Source organism: Janthinobacterium violaceinigrum (genome assembly GCF_009208555.1).
Classification (GTDB): Bacteria; Pseudomonadota; Gammaproteobacteria; order Burkholderiales; family Burkholderiaceae_D; genus Janthinobacterium; species Janthinobacterium violaceinigrum.
Genome location: NZ_WFLI01000019.1, coordinates 19,172 through 33,510, shown reverse-complemented (window position 1 = coordinate 33,510; position 14,339 = coordinate 19,172). Strand labels below are relative to the sequence as shown.

Annotated in this window: 12 protein-coding genes; 1 reads left to right on the top strand and 11 read right to left on the bottom strand. The window is 64.4% G+C overall.

From position 1 onward, the window contains the following. Positions 1-3: 3 nt before the first annotated feature. From GCN75_RS16775 to GCN75_RS16755, 5 genes are all read right to left on the bottom strand, one after another. Positions 4-240 carry a phage tail assembly chaperone gene (locus tag GCN75_RS16775; RefSeq protein WP_449768869.1) on the bottom strand — a complete coding sequence of 79 codons (237 nt, stop codon included), beginning with the start codon at positions 238-240 and terminating at the stop codon, positions 4-6. Between the two features lie 104 nt (positions 241-344). Continuing rightward, positions 345-788 carry a hypothetical protein gene (locus tag GCN75_RS16770; RefSeq protein ID WP_152283476.1) on the bottom strand — a complete coding sequence of 148 codons (444 nt, stop codon included), beginning with the start codon at positions 786-788 and terminating at the stop codon, positions 345-347. Positions 789-863: 75 nt separating this feature from the next. After that, positions 864-2,069, bottom strand: a complete 1,206-nt coding sequence (locus tag GCN75_RS16765; RefSeq protein ID WP_152283475.1) for a phage tail tube protein — start codon at positions 2,067-2,069, stop codon at positions 864-866. A gap of 339 nt (positions 2,070-2,408) precedes the next feature. Beyond that, on the bottom strand, positions 2,409-2,951 hold the full coding sequence (locus tag GCN75_RS16760) for a DnaJ-like cysteine-rich domain-containing protein (protein ID WP_152283474.1): 543 nt from the start codon (positions 2,949-2,951) through the stop codon (positions 2,409-2,411). A gap of 24 nt (positions 2,952-2,975) precedes the next feature. After that, entirely contained in the window at positions 2,976-3,389 is a 414-nt protein-coding gene (locus GCN75_RS16755; RefSeq protein ID WP_152283473.1) for a FeoC-like transcriptional regulator, read from the bottom strand. 149 nt (positions 3,390-3,538) lie between these two features. Here GCN75_RS16755 and GCN75_RS16750 point away from each other — a divergent pair, with 149 nt between their 5' ends. Beyond that, positions 3,539-4,252 (top strand): S24 family peptidase, encoded by a 714-nt coding sequence (locus tag GCN75_RS16750; protein ID WP_152257897.1) that lies wholly within the window; start codon positions 3,539-3,541, stop codon positions 4,250-4,252. 44 nt (positions 4,253-4,296) lie between these two features. On the opposite strand, the gene GCN75_RS16745 is transcribed toward GCN75_RS16750, so the two are convergent. From GCN75_RS16745 to prpC, 6 genes are all read right to left on the bottom strand, one after another. Then, positions 4,297-6,183 carry a propionate--CoA ligase gene (locus GCN75_RS16745; RefSeq protein ID WP_152283472.1) on the bottom strand — a complete coding sequence of 629 codons (1,887 nt, stop codon included), beginning with the start codon at positions 6,181-6,183 and terminating at the stop codon, positions 4,297-4,299. Between the two features lie 69 nt (positions 6,184-6,252). After that, positions 6,253-7,479, bottom strand: a complete 1,227-nt coding sequence (locus GCN75_RS16740) for a hypothetical protein (RefSeq protein WP_152283471.1) — start codon at positions 7,477-7,479, stop codon at positions 6,253-6,255. Between the two features lie 13 nt (positions 7,480-7,492). After that, the gene (locus GCN75_RS16735; RefSeq protein ID WP_152283470.1) at positions 7,493-9,049 is read right to left on the bottom strand and encodes an MBOAT family O-acyltransferase; all 1,557 of its coding nucleotides are present in this window, start codon (positions 9,047-9,049) and stop codon (positions 7,493-7,495) included. Between the two features lie 165 nt (positions 9,050-9,214). Then, positions 9,215-10,420, bottom strand: coding sequence for a 2-methylaconitate cis-trans isomerase PrpF (gene prpF, locus GCN75_RS16730; RefSeq protein WP_152283469.1), 1,206 nt, complete (start codon positions 10,418-10,420; stop codon positions 9,215-9,217). 97 nt (positions 10,421-10,517) lie between these two features. After that, on the bottom strand, positions 10,518-13,112 hold the full coding sequence (gene acnD, locus GCN75_RS16725) for a Fe/S-dependent 2-methylisocitrate dehydratase AcnD (RefSeq protein WP_152283529.1): 2,595 nt from the start codon (positions 13,110-13,112) through the stop codon (positions 10,518-10,520). Positions 13,113-13,135: 23 nt separating this feature from the next. Next, positions 13,136-14,290: a bifunctional 2-methylcitrate synthase/citrate synthase gene (gene prpC, locus GCN75_RS16720; RefSeq protein ID WP_152283468.1), complete on the bottom strand. Its 1,155-nt coding sequence runs from the start codon at positions 14,288-14,290 to the stop codon at positions 13,136-13,138. Positions 14,291-14,339 lie beyond the last annotated feature (49 nt).

Genomic DNA, 14,339 nt, shown 5'->3' with positions numbered 1-14,339 from the left:
GGGTCAGCCCGCCGCATGCTGGTGCGACAAAAACAGCGCGTCGAGCTGGTCCAGCAACTGGTGCTCGAACGGCTCGATGGCGATGCCATGGCGCGCCTGCCAGGCGAGGATTTCCGTGCTGGCGATGGGGTTGACGGCCATGCCCTGGCGCTTGCGGTTCAATTGCGCGAACCACTCCCACACATGGGCCAGCTCGAACGGCATGGGCGGCGTCGCCTCTTCGGGCGGCGCGCGGTACAGCGGATGGCGCCGGGCCGCATCGATATGCTCGCCCTTGGCATGGCCATCGGCCGCCCGCGCGCCGCGCTCGAACTGGTGCCCGGCGTAGCGCAGCAGGCTGGCCGTCAGAGTTTCAAAAAATTGGCCTCGTTTTCCAGCGCCGTGGTGACCTTTTCCTGCCAGGTCGGGTATTTTTCAAAGGCCGCTTCCAGCAGGGCCGCGTCGAGCGGCACGGGCGCGCCGTTGCTGGTGAAGCCGTACCAGCCCGTGACCACGGCCAGCGCCAGGCGTTTCTGGTTGCCGTCGATGGCTTGCACCAGCAATTCCGCGCCTTCGTCGGTGGAAGCGTCGATGGCCGTCTTGCGACGCGCCGATTTCTTGTAGCCTTCGGCGCGCACGGCGTTGTTGGCCACGCGGTATTGCTCGCTGTTCTTGCCGACGATGGTCAGGCCTGCCACCGCCTCGCCGTCCGCGTCGAAGATGACGGGCACGTCGAACGTGACGGGCGCGGCTACCGCGTTGATGTTGCCGATGTCGAAACCTGCCTGGATTTTTTGTGCGTTGTTCATGTGTGCTGCTTTCTCGATCAAGATAAAAAGTAAAAGGGCCGCCACGCTGGCGGCCCCGGTGCAGGTGCTAGCTGGTTACAGCGCGCTGTCCTGGATGGTCAGCGTGGTCGCTTCGTGCTGTGCATCGGCGCCCTTGTAGCGCAGGACGTCGAAGGCGCAGGTCACGATCTTGTTTTTCTCGCCGTCGTCGATCTTGGCCGAGGTGATCTTGACGCGGCCCATGGCCAGCGCCAGCACGTCGGCGGCGGGCGCCGTGCCCGATGCCATGGCGTAGGCCAGCGGGATTTCCGTCTCGGACTTGAAGTAGTCGAGGTAGGTGGCGTCCTGCAGCAGCACCGTGAACTGGCCCGAGCCCATCACCTTGCCGCGCGAGGCTGCCGTCGCGTACTTCGAGCCGATCACGGGATCGACCTTGACCTGGCCGTCGAGCGAGACGGACATGCCGGTGCAGATCTGCGACGGGATGCCGTTCACGGACAGCATCGCCGTGGCGCCCGAGAACTTGCCATTGCCCGGCGCGGCCAGCGGCGCGGGGAAATACGGCACGGCCGTGGTCGGGCCTTCCGCCTTGCCCATCAGGGTGAAGTCCAGGCTGGTGATGCCGTTCGGCTGCACGGCGATGTCCATTTTGCTGACCAGCTGGTCGACGAAGCTGCGGTGCACGCCGATCTTCGGGTCCTGCACTTCGGCCGTGAACCAGTCGGTGGTGTGGCCCGTCAACGGGGTGAAACTGCGCTTGCCCACCGCCGCCACGCCAACGGAATCGCCGGCCGCCTTGACGATCATGGCCGAACCGTCCATGAACTGGCCATTCAGGTTGGTGGCCGTCACCGAGGTGACGAAGAAGTTCTTCGCATTGTTGGCGGCGGCCGGCGCCGTCATGCCCGTGATGCGCACCACGCTGCCGGCGCGGAAGCCTTCCGACAGCCAGGAACCGGCGCTGCGGGTCAGGCCCGTGGCGGCGGCGGCGATGGTGGTTTGCGCGGCAGCGACGCCGCCGGCCGTAAAGTCGCGGCGCAGCAGCGCGGCCATCAGCGGCGCATACGTACCGCATGCCGCTTCAGCCTTGATGGCGCCCGTGGTGCGGAAATTGCCCAGGCGGGTATCGCCCTGCTGCTGGCTGGCGTCGATTTCGGCGCTTGCGTATTTGTCCGCTTCCGTGTCGAAGGTGGCCGTGACGCGGGGATAGATCTGGCCGCCGCCGGCGGCAGCCTTGCTGCCTTCTGCGCTTTGTTTGCTGATAACGATCAAGCTGTCGATGCCGTTTGCTGTCGATGCCATATGTAATACCTTTCGTGGGATGAAAAAAAAGACCGCATCTGCGGTCTTGAGGGGGGAACTGCCGATAATCAGGAAAATAAAAAGCCCGCGCACGGTGAGGCGGCGGGCTGGCGTCCGGACGGCACGGGGCCGTGCCGGACGAAAGATGGGCGTAGTGCCGTGAAGGCCGTTCGCTGCGCTGATTTCTCCTATCGGTGTCGCGCCGTGAGCGCGTCTATTACGAGTGGAGAAGCATGTGGTGCTGCCGTACTGCCATGTTGCCGGTGTTGCTGTTGCTGCGTGATCGAGACTCTATTGTAGGGGCGTTTTTTTCATCACCAGGCATATTGCAAAATCTTTTTAGTGACCGAGGCGGCGCATGGCACGGGCGCCGTGCGACTGGAAGATGGATTCCAGCTCGCTGACCATGTCCTTGATCCGTTCGAGCTCGAAGCCGCCAGAGCAGCTGATGGCCGCTTCACCGGCGCCGTGGCAAGCCTTGCAGGCGACAGGCGCGCCGGCGTGCATGGCGGCGACCACGCCCGTGCCGTGGCAGACCTTGCATTTGCTGTCGAGCCAATGCGCGAGCGACGCTTCGGCCACGCGGCGGTACAGGGTAGTAGCGGCCTGCGCATCCCAGGCCGTCTGCGCCTTGACCCAGCGCCGCGCGCGGCCTTTTTCCGCCACGGCCGCCGTCCAGGCGCGCAGCAGCTGCGCCAGGTTGCCCGCATTGCCCTCGAACAGGCGGCTAACGGTGCCGTCCGCGTACTTGACGCGGCACAGCAAGGCGCCCATGTCGCCGGCCAGCGCCGCCGCCGCGATGACATCCAGGTCGTGGTGGACGGCATCGTCGCGCAGATTCTGCGATGACAGCGATGCGATGAATTTTTCTGCAAACCCCATGATTTCTCCTCGTTGATTCTTGTCTTAGTTTTCCTGCGCCGGCCCGAACAGGGCCGCCACCAGCGGATCGCGGCGCGCCGCACCACTGGGCCAGCACGCCGTGCGGCGCACCTGCGGCGGCAGCTCCGCCCAGCCGTCGGCGTCGTCGTCCTGTTCGCCCAGCGCATACAGGGCGGGCCGCTGGCGCCCCGGTTCGGTGCAGTGGCGCTGCGCCAGATGGATCTGTCCCATGCCGCACATGTGGCGCAGGTAGCGGCTCATGGTGCCCGCATCGAGTCCCAGCAGGGCGGACAATTGCGCCGCGCTGGCCTGGCCCTGCTCGCGTATGTACTGCGCGATGCGGGCGATATGCAGCTGCGACTTCTTGCTGCGTCCCTGTAACTGGCGCCCCTGCCGCGGCACCGCCCTGCTTTCAACCAACTGACTGCTGTTCAACATCTGCCTGACCTCCCATGGTGTCGCCAACCGGCAGACGCTGTAGTGCGTTTGCGACAGGCAACATGTGGACTTTATCAATCGCTAATGTTAAAGTCAAGCATTTGGTAATTTATCAAACGGTAAATTTCAGGTTTAATGTGGAGATGAATATGTATCAATACAGACGCGACCGCCTGCTGGCGCTGATCGGCGAGCGCTATGACAACACGCGCAAGAAAATTTCCGACGTCAGCGGCTGGAGCGAGGCGCGCATCTCGCAAATCCTCTCGCCCACGTACCGCGAGGGGCGCGCCTTCAGCGAAAAGATCGCGCGCAAGCTGGAAGCGGACCTGCAGCTCGACAGCATGTACTTCGACCAGGGCGCGGCGCCCGATCAGGCGGCGCTGGCCGCGCGCGCGCTGGGCGAGGTGCAGCCGGTGGAGGTGGTCGACGGCGAAGACGAGCGCTTCTATCCGATCCGCAAGGTCAAATTGCGCCTGTCGGCCGGCATCACGGGCTTTGCCATCGAACCGGAAACGCACGACGGCAGCACCATCAGCGTGCCGCGCAGCTGGGTCGAGCGCAATGGCTACCGCCCTGAAAAACTGGTGGCGATCAAGGTCAAGGGCGAGAGCATGGAGCCGGCCCTGTACGAGGACGACGTGGTGATCATCAATACGGCCGACAACCGGCCGGCCGACGGCATCGTGTTTGCCGTCAATTACGAAGGCGAACCGGTAGTCAAGCGCATGGCGCGCGACATCGGCGAGTGGTGGCTGACCTCGGACAACCCGGACCAGCGCAAATACCACCGCAAGCTGTGCCGCGGCAATGAATGCCTGATCGTGGGCAGGGTCGTGCGCAAGGAAAGCGACCGCATCTGAGAGCGAAATTTATCGATTGATAAACTTCGCTCTCAACTTCGCGTTTACGCCAGTGCTGCCTGGATCTGCTGCAGCGATGCCGGGTCGTCCATCGACGTCAGGTCGCCCGGGCTGCGTCCTTCGCAGATGGCCTGGATCGAGCGGCGCAGCAGCTTGCCCGAACGCGTCTTCGGCAGCTGCGCCACGAACAGCACGCGCGCGGGCCGCGCCACGGCGCCCAGCTGGCGGTCGACCACGGCCATCACTTCGCGCTCCAGCGCCGCTTTCGCCTCGACGCTGTCGAAGCCCTGCGGGTCCTTCAGGATCACGAAAGCCATCGCCACCTGGCCTTTGAGCTTGTCCTCCACGCCCACCACCGCCACCTCCGACACATTCGGATGGCTGGTGATGCTTTCCTCGATTTCGCGCGTGCCCAGGCGGTGGCCCGCCACGTTGATCACATCGTCGGTGCGGCCCAGGATGAAATAGTAGCCGTCCGCGTCGCGCACGCCCCAGTCGAACGTGGAATACACTTGCCGGCCGCTGAAGGTGGACCAGTACGTGTCGACGAATCGTTCATCGTCGCCGTACACGGTCTGCATGCAGCCGGGCGGCAGCGGGCCTTCCAGCACCAGCACGCCCTTCTCGTTCGCGCCGCACTCCTCGCCCGTCGCCTCGTTGAGCAGTTTGACCTGGTAGCCATACATGGCCATGCCCGGGCTGCCCAGGCGCGTGGGCGTATCGGCCACGCCTTTCGCCACCGACAGGATCGGCCAGCCCGTCTCCGTCTGCCAGTAGTTGTCGATGATGTCCACTTGCAGTTCATCGGCGATCCATTGCGAGGTGGTTTCATCGAGCGGCTCGCCCGCCAGGTACAGCGCCTTCAGGGAAGACAGGTCGTATTTGCGCATCAGTTCCACCGGGTGCTTGCGCAGCACGCGGATGGCCGTGGGCGCCGAAAACATGCGCGTGACCCGGTATTTTTCGACGATGCTCCACCAGATGCCCGCATCGGGACAGATGGGCAGGCCCTCGTACAGGATGGTGGCCATGCCGGCGATCAGCGGGCCGTACACGATGTAGGAATGGCCCACCACCCAGCCGATATCCGAGGTGGCAAAGAAGGTCTCGCCGGGCTTGCCGCAGAAGTTGTACTGCATCGACGACGCCAGCGCCACCGCATAGCCGCCCACGTCGCGCTGCACGCCCTTGGGCTTGCCCGTCGTGCCCGAGGTGTACAGCACGTACGACGGTTCGTTCGATTCGAGCCACGCGACGGTCACCTGCGCGTCGAGATGCTGCGCGCGCAGCGCCGCGTAATCGACGTCGCGGCCCGCTACCAGTTCCATCGGCACCAGGTGGCGGTCGACCAGCAGCACGTGCTGCGGCTTGTGGCTGGCCAGGCGGATGGCTTCGTCGAGCAGCGGCTTGTAGGGGATCGGCTTGCCATTGCGCGAGCCGGCATCGGCGGAGAACACCAGCTTGGGCTGGGCATCGTCGATGCGGCTGGCCAGGCTGTTGGCGGCAAAGCCGCCGAACACCACGGAATGCACGGCGCCGATGCGGGCGCAGGCGAGCATGGCGAAAGCCGCCTCGGCGATCATTGGCATGTAGATCAGCACGCGGTCGCCCTTGACCACGCCCAGCGACTGCAGGATGGCGGCGCAGCGCTCCACTTCGCGCTGCAGCTCGCGAAAGCTGTAGCTGCGCTCCGTATTCGTTTCCGTGGAAATGGCGATCAGCGCGGCGGCATCGCCCTGGCTGTCCACCCAGCGGTCGACGGCGTTGTGGCACAAATTGGTGGTGCCGCCGACGAACCATCTGGCGAACGGCGGGCGCGAATAATCGAGCACTTGCGAAAACGGGGCATGCCAATCGATCTTTACCGCTTCCCCGCGCCAGAAAGCGTCAGGCGTGTCGATCGAGCGTTGATAAAATGCTGCGAAATTCATGTCTCCTCCGGTAGGCGTGCAATCTGTCGTTGTTATTGGTGTTGGTTACTGCATGTTGTGCTTATCTGTTCATCTGCGTCCTCCGCTATGGCTATCCTGCGTCGCGAGCAGCTGCGTTGCGAACAATGCCGGCTGCGCCGCCGCGCAGGCACCCCGTTCCTGCGCGATGCGCGCGCGGTTTTGCGCCAGACTGGCGCCATCGAGGGGCATGCCGAACTGCCCGTCGCCGGGCGCCCCAGTCGTGGGCGACATCAGGCGCTGCAGCACGATATCGCCCAGCGCCTTCTTGAAATGCCCCGCTTCCCAGTACCAGCGGGTGGCACTATCCCGTTCATTGGCGGCAGGAATGCGCTCGCAGTTATACACGCCATAGCCGCTGAAATCAGTGAGGGAAATGCGCGCATCCGGGTACTGCGCCTTGACCGCGCCCATTGCCAGAATCAGCCCTGCCTTCCACTCGTCGAACAGGGGCCACAGCCCGGCAGCTTCAAACATGGCCAGCATTTGCGCGTGATACGGGTAAATCACCAGCTTGATGTCGGCCTGCGTGGCCGCCATCGCCAGCAAAAAGGCGCGCAAGGCATGAAAGTCTTCGGTGGCAAGGCCGCGCGTCGATTTCCGGCGCAAGTTGGCGGCGCTTTCCTGCGCCCGCTGCGCAAACATCTTGTGGTAGCCATCGCGGCGCACGTGGGCGCCATATTCCAGCAAGGGATTGAAGCCATCGGCCGTCAGGGTGGCAGCCTGCGCGTCATGCTGGATGCGCAGCGTATGCACGGCATCCTTGACGGACGCCAGGGAAAAGAGCGTATCGAAGCGCCAGAACGCGCGCGCAGGAGCCGGGGCCGTGGTCGCGGCGACAGGGCGTGCGGCCGGCGCGGCAGCGGGGTTGAGAAAATCGATGAATTCCATGCCGACGATGACCGTGCGTGGCTGCACGCCAGCCTGCCGCAATTGCGCGAACTGGCTGGCGGACGTGGCCAGGCCCGTGCCGGGAATCGCCAGGTTATAGCCGGCGCCCAGCGCCGACAAGGCGCTGGCGCGCGGATCGAAGCCGATTTCGGCGCGCGAGTTGCCGAGGATGATGAATTGCGGCCGCCTGCGCAGCGCAAGCTCCTGCTTGATCTGGTTCTGATAGCGGGTCAGGCCCGGCTTGACCGCATTGAAACCGTCGCGCAGCACAAAGCCATACAGGCCGTAAGGATCGACGACGGCCACGAAAGCGCCAGCCAGCAAGGCGCCTGCCGCCATCAGCAGCGCCAGGGTGGCCAGATACGATTTGAAGGGGGAGGCCGTCATGTTCTGCCCTCCCCTAGAACTGGAAATACAAAAATTCGGCGGGACGGTTCAGCGCCAGCATGCTCGCCAGCGCCAGCAGGGCGATTGCCGCCGCCCACGCGGGCGAGGCGCGCCAGGTGAGCAGGCGCCGCACACCCCGCCCGCCCTGCCCGTCCGTTGCGGCACTGGCCTGGAAATCCAGCGCGGGATCGAAACGGCGCATGATCTGCTGCGTATTCGGCATGGCAAACGTCAGCAGCGCCGCCACCGCTATCCACGTCCAGGTCTCGATGAAGACCGTGCCGCCGCCCAGGTAAAAACCCGTGCCCATGGCCGTCAGCGCAGCGTGCAGCGGCAGCAGATGGGCAGCCAGCGCATCAGGCAGGGCGAGGCCAAAGCCACCCGCCATGCCCTTGATGATCGTCAGGGCGACGGGCATGTCGGGGGCGCGAAAGAAGACCCAGGCAACGCAGACGGCTGCAAAGGTGAGCAGGGTCGCCAGGACCTTTCCCACGCGCGTATCGCCCGCCAGGTGAAACCGGCGCGCGGCGGTGCTCCAGACCTTGTGGATGACCAGGTAGGCGCCATGCAGCGCGCCCCATACGATGAAATTCCAGCCGGCGCCATGCCACAAGCCGCCCAGCACCATCGTGATCATCAGGTTCAGGTAGCGCCGCGCGGGCCCGCAGCGCTTGCCGCCCAGCGGGATGTACAGGTAATCGCGCAGGAAGCGCGACAGGGTCATGTGCCAGCGGCGCCAGAATTGCGCGATATTGCGCGATTGATAGGGCGAATCGAAATTCAGGGGAAGGCGCACGCCGAACAGGCGCGACAGGCCGATGGCCATGTCGGAATAGCCGGAAAAATCGAAGTACAGCTGGAAGGCATACGCCAATACCCCGCCCCAGGCGATCAGCAGCGAGGGCGTACCCGGGTTGTCGAACAGCGGCGCCGCATACGGGCCGATATTGTCGGCAATCAGCACTTTTTTTGCCAGGCCGATGAAAAAGATGGTGCTGCCGATGGCGACATTCCTGGCCGACAGGCGAAAGATGCGCCGGTCGGCGAACTGCGGCATCATTTCCTTGTGGTGCAGTACGGGGCCGGCAATCAGATGGGGGAAGTACGTGACAAACAGCAGGTAGTGGACGAAGCGGCTTTCCTGCGCCCGGCCCTTGTAGGTATCGACCAGAAAGGCGATCTGGGTAAAGGTAAAAAAGGAAATGCCGATCGGCAGAATCACATGCAAGGCGGGCAGCGGCTGCGCCAGCAATTGCGCCGCGCCGGCAAGGAAAAATCCCGCGTATTTGTAGTAGGCGAGCAGGCCAAGGTTGGCGGTGATGGCCGCCGCCAGCAATGCTTTGCGGTGGCTGGCGCGTCCTGGCGCAAGCAGGGCCGCGCAGCCGTAATTGAAGATGACGGAGCCCAGCAGCAGCGGCAGGTAGCGGTAATCCCACCAGCCGTAGAAGAACAGCGAGGCGCCTGCCAGCCAGGCTGCCGCCCCCCATTGACTGCGGCGTCCCAGGATGAAGAATCCCGCGACCGTGATGGGCAGATACGCAAACAGGAAGACGTAGGAATTGAATAGCATCTGTTCACCGGTCTGGCAGGGTTAAGGTTTGCTGATGGTGGCCACGTGCCGCAATGGCGCGGCGTCATGCCATTTTTCCCCGTCGTTCCATTTCCGGCTAGCGGAAAAATCAATTTTTCTTGAGATTCACGACGGGCCGGGCCCCTGCGGCCCGGCCAGCAAGGCTTATGCGCTGAAGGAATCGCCAGGAATGCGCACGGTCCCTTCCATCAGCACGCGCGCGCTGCGGCTCATGATGGCCTTGGTGACTCTCCAGGCGCCGTCGACGAGCGCCGCCTCCGCCCCCACCATCAGGGTACCGGACGGATGGCCGAAACGTACCGCGTTGCGTGCGCCGCCGCCCGCCGCCAGGTTGACCAGGGTGCCGGGAATGGCGGCCGCCGTGCCGATGGCCACGGCCGCCGTGCCCATCATGGCGTGGTGCAGCTTGCCCATGGACATGGCGCGCACCAGCAGGTCGATCCCGCCCGCGTCCACCTGCTTGCCGCTGGACGACACATAGCTGGCCGGCCTGGCGACAAACGCCACCTTCGGCGTGTGCTGGCGTTTGGCAGCTTCATCCAGGTGGGAAATCAAACCCATGCGCAAGGCGCCATGCGCGCGGATGGTCTCGAAGCGGGCCAGCGCGGCCGGATCGCCATTGATGGCGTCCTGCAGTTCCGTGCCCGTGTAGCCGATGGCGTGCGCGTCGACAAAGATCGTCGGGATGCCGGCATTGATCATCGTGACTTTCAACACGCCGATGCCGGGCACGTCCAGGTCGTCGACGAGGTTACCGGTAGGGAACATGGCCGAGCTGGCGCCGTCGCCGCCCTCCTCGTCTGCCGCCGGATCGAGAAATTCCAGCTTCACTTCGGCGGCCGGGAAGGTCACGCCATCGAGCTCGAAGTCGCCCGTTTCCTGCACTTCGCCATGCGTCACGGGGACATGGGCGATGATGGTCTTGCCGATATTGGCTTGCCAGATGCGCACCGTGGCCACGCCATCGCGCGGCACGCGGGCGGCGTCCACCAGGCCGCTGGCGATGGCAAACGAGCCGACGGCGGCCGACAGGTTGCCGCAATTGCCGCTCCAGTCGACAAACGGCTTGTCGATGGAGACCTGGCCAAACAGGTAGTCGACGTCGTGCTCGGGCTGCGTGCTGGCCGACAGGATCACCGTCTTGCTGGTGCTGGACGTGGCGCCGCCCATGCCGTCGATCTGCTTGCCGTACGGGTCGGGGCTGCCGATCACGCGCAGCAGCAAGGCATCGCGCGCCGCGCCCGGCACTTGCGCGCTGGCCGGCAAATCCTGCAGGCGGAAAAACACGCCCTTGCTGGTGCCGCCACGCATGTAGGTGGCGGGGATTTTGATTTGGGGGATGTGGGTCATTGTATATTTCCGCAGAAGTTCTTTGCCTGCGCTGCGAAGACGACAGCCTCCCCGCCGCACAAGGCTGGGGTCAGACCCGGCGGGTCTGACCCCTGGTTTACGCCACCTTCGACGACTCGAGGAAATCCTGCGCGAAGCGCTGCAGCACGCCGCCGGCCTCGTAGATCGACACCTCTTCCGCCGTATCGAGGCGGCAGGTGACGGGCACTTCCACCGTCTCGCCGTTCTTGCGGTGAATGAGCAGGGTCAGGGTGGAGCGCGGCGTGCGCTCGCCCACGACGTCGTAGGTTTCGCTGCCGTCGATGCCCAGGGTCTTGCGGTTCACGCCAGGCAAGAACTCCAGCGGCAAGACGCCCATGCCCACCAGGTTGGTGCGGTGGATGCGTTCAAAACCTTCGGCCACGATGGCTTCCACGCCGGCCAGGCGCACGCCCTTGGCGGCCCAGTCGCGCGAGGAGCCCTGGCCATAGTCGGCGCCGGCGATGATGATCAATGGCTGCTTGCGCTCCATGTACACCTCGATGGCTTCCCACATGCGCGAGATCTTGCCTTCCGGCTCGATGCGCGTGAGCGAACCCGCCTTGACCTTGCCGTCTTCGATCACCATCTCGTTTTTCAGGGTCGGATTGGCAAACGTGGCGCGCTGCGCCGTCAGATGGTCGCCCCGGTGCGTGGCGTAGGAATTGAAGTCTTCCTCGGGCAAGCCCATTTTCGCCAGGTATTCTCCGGCCGCGCTGTCGAGCATGATGGCGTTCGATGGCGACAGGTGGTCGGTCGTGATGTTGTCGCCCAGGACGGCCAGCGGACGCATGCCTTTCAATGGGCGCGCGCCAGCCAGCGCGCCTTCCCAGTACGGCGGGCGGCGAATGTATGTCGTCTGCGGACGCCAGTCGTACAAGGGGCTGACCTTGATGCCGTCATCCGCCTGCGCGGCAAACATCGGGATGTACACCTTGCGGAACTGCTCCGGCTTGACGCTGGATGCGACGATGGCGTCGATTTCCTCGTCGGACGGCCAGATATCCTTGAGCAGGATAGCCTTGCCATCCGCGTCATGGCCCAGCACGTCCTTCTCGATATCGAAGCGGATGGTGCCGGCGATCGCATACGCCACCACCAGCGGCGGCGAGGCGAGGAAAGCCTGCTTCGCGTACGGGTGGATGCGGCCGTCGAAATTGCGGTTGCCCGACAAGACAGCCGTCGCGTACAGGTCGCGCGACACCACTTCGTCCTGGATCACGGGATCGAGCGCGCCCGACATGCCGTTGCACGAAGTGCAGGCAAACGCCACGACGCCAAAGCCCAATGTTTCAAGCTCCGGCATCAGGCCCGCTTCCTGCAGATACAGTTCCACGGTTTTCGAGCCGGGCGCCAGCGACGATTTCACCCACGGCTTGCGCGTGAGGCCCAGGCGGTTCGCATTGCGCGCGATCAGGCCGGCGGCGATCATGTTGCGCGGGTTGTTCGTATTGGTGCAGCTGGTGATGGCGGCAATGATGACGGCGCCGTCCGGCATCTTGCCCGGCTCGTTTTCCACCACGCCGGAAATCCCGCGCGCCGCCAGTTCCGACGTCGGCACTCTGTTGTGCGGGTTCGACGGACCCGCGATATTGCGCACGACGGACGACAGGTCGAAGCTCAGGACGCGCTCGTACTGCGCGTCGGCCAGGCTGTCGGCCCACAGGCCCGTCTCTTTCGCATACAGCTCCACCAGCTTCACCAGTTCGTCGTCGCGGCCCGTCAATTTCAGGTATTTGATGGTTTGCGCGTCGATGTAGAACATGGCGGCCGTGGCGCCGAATTCCGGCGCCATGTTGGAAATCGTGGCGCGGTCGCCCAGGGTCAGGTGCGACGCGCCCTCGCCGAAGAATTCCAGGTAGGACGAGACGACCTTCTGCTTGCGCAAAAATTCCGTTAGCGCCAGCACCGTATCGGTGGCCGTGATGCCCGGCTGCGGTTTGCCCGTCAGCTTGACGCCGATGATGTCGGGCAGGCGCATCCACGAAGCGCGGCCCAGCATCACGCTTTCCGCTTCCAGGCCGCCCACGCCGATGGCGATCACGCCCAGCGCATCGACCATGGGCGTGTGCGAATCCGTGCCCACCAGGGTATCGGGATAGGCCACGCCATCCTGGACCTGGATCACGGGCGACATGCGCTCGAGATTGATCTGGTGCAGGATGCCGTTACCAGGCGGGATCACGTCGACGTTCTTGAACGCTTTCTTGGTCCAGTCGATGAAGTCGAAACGGTCTTCATTGCGGCGGTCTTCGATGGCACGGTTCTTGGCGAAGGCGTCCGGGTCGAAACCGCCGCATTCGACGGCCAGCGAGTGGTCGACCACCAGCTGCGTGGGAACTACCGGATTGACCAGGGCCGGGTCGCCGCCCTGGGCCGCGATGGCGTCGCGCAGGCCGGCCAGGTCCACCAGGGCCGTCTGGCCCAGGATGTCATGGCAGACGACGCGGGCGGGGAACCACGGGAAATCGAGGTCGCGGCGGCGTTCGATGAACTGGCTCAGCGAAGCGTTCAGGGTGGCCGGGTCGCAGCGGCGCACGAGGTTCTCCGCCAGCACGCGCGAAGTGTAGGGCAAGGTGGCGTAGGCGCCTGGCTGGATCGCATCGACGGCGGCGCGCGTGTCGAAATAGTCTAGCTGGGTGCCCGGCAAGGATTTGCGGTACAAGGTATTCACGGGGGTACTCATTGCGGTGCTCATTATTTGCGGTCCTTGATCGGGACGAATTCCAGGTCTTCCGGACCCACGTAGTTGGCGCTCGGGCGGATGATCTTGTTGTCGATGCGCTGCTCGATGATGTGGGCGGCCCAGCCCGAGGTGCGCGAAATGACGAACAGCGGCGTGAACATCGCCGTCGGTACGCCCATCATGTGGTAGGACACGGCCGAGAACCAGTCCAGGTTCGGGAACATGTTCTTGATTTCCCACATGACCGATTCCAGGCGCTCGGCGATGTCGAACATCTTCGTGGAACCGGCTTCCAGCGACAGATTGCGCGCCACTTCCTTGATGACCACGTTGCGCGGGTCGGAAATCGTGTAGACGGGGTGGCCAAAGCCGATCACCACTTCCTTGTTGGCCACGCGCTCGCGGATGTCCGCTTCCGCTTCGTCGGCGTTGTCGTAGCGCTTCTGGATGTCCAGCGCCACTTCATTGGCGCCGCCGTGTTTCGGACCGCGCAGCGCGCCGATGGCGCCCGTGATGGCCGAGTGGATATCCGAGCCCGTGCCGGCGATGACGCGGCTGGTGAAGGTCGAGGCGTTGAATTCGTGTTCCGCGTACAGGATCAGCGAGGTGTGCATGGCTTTTTCCCACGAGGCCGACGGTTTTTCGCCGTGCAGCAGGTGCAGGAAGTGGCCGCCGATCGACTCGTCGTCCGTTTCCACTTCGATGCGCTTGCCGTTATGGCTGTAGTGGTACCAGTACAGCAGCATGGAGCCGAACGACGCCATCAGGCGGTCAGCGATGTCGCGCGCGCCCGGCGCGTTATGGTCGTCTTTTTCCGGCAGGGTGCAGCCCAGCACGGACACGCCCGTGCGCATCACGTCCATCGGGTGGGCGGCGGCCGGCAGCGCTTCCAGCGCCAGCTTGACGGCCGACGGCAGGCCGCGCAGGGACTTCAGCTTGGCCTTGTAGCCTTTCAGTTCGGCGGCGGTCGGCAGCTTGCCGTGCACGAGCAGGTAGGCGATTTCCTCGAACTCGCAGCTGTCGGCCACGTCCAGGATGTCGTAGCCGCGGTAATGCAAATCGTTGCCGGTCTTGCCGACCGAGCACAGCGCCGTGTTGCCGGCGGTAACGCCGGACAGGGCGACGGATTTTTTAGGCTTGAAAGTGGCGGCTTGCGGTGCGGTCATTGTGTTCTCCAGATTGAATAGTCTCGGGTGCGTCACTGCGGGGCCGACA

Bases quoted from the DNA above. Each gene is read 5' to 3' on its own strand.
- GCN75_RS16770 (WP_152283476.1), bottom strand. From the start codon at position 788: ATGAACAACGCACAAAAAATCCAGGCAGGTTTCGACATCGGCAACATC.
- GCN75_RS16765 (WP_152283475.1), bottom strand. From the start codon at position 2,069: ATGGCATCGACAGCAAACGGCATCGACAGCTTGATCGTTATCAGCAAA.
- GCN75_RS16760 (WP_152283474.1), bottom strand. From the start codon at position 2,951: ATGGGGTTTGCAGAAAAATTCATCGCATCGCTGTCATCGCAGAATCTG.
- GCN75_RS16755 (WP_152283473.1), bottom strand. From the start codon at position 3,389: ATGTTGAACAGCAGTCAGTTGGTTGAAAGCAGGGCGGTGCCGCGGCAG.
- GCN75_RS16750 (WP_152257897.1), top strand. From the start codon at position 3,539: ATGTATCAATACAGACGCGACCGCCTGCTGGCGCTGATCGGCGAGCGC.
- GCN75_RS16745 (WP_152283472.1), bottom strand. From the start codon at position 6,183: ATGAATTTCGCAGCATTTTATCAACGCTCGATCGACACGCCTGACGCT.
- GCN75_RS16740 (WP_152283471.1), bottom strand. From the start codon at position 7,479: ATGACGGCCTCCCCCTTCAAATCGTATCTGGCCACCCTGGCGCTGCTG.
- GCN75_RS16735 (WP_152283470.1), bottom strand. From the start codon at position 9,049: ATGCTATTCAATTCCTACGTCTTCCTGTTTGCGTATCTGCCCATCACG.
- prpF (WP_152283469.1), bottom strand. From the start codon at position 10,420: ATGACCCACATCCCCCAAATCAAAATCCCCGCCACCTACATGCGTGGC.
- prpC (WP_152283468.1), bottom strand. From the start codon at position 14,290: ATGACCGCACCGCAAGCCGCCACTTTCAAGCCTAAAAAATCCGTCGCC.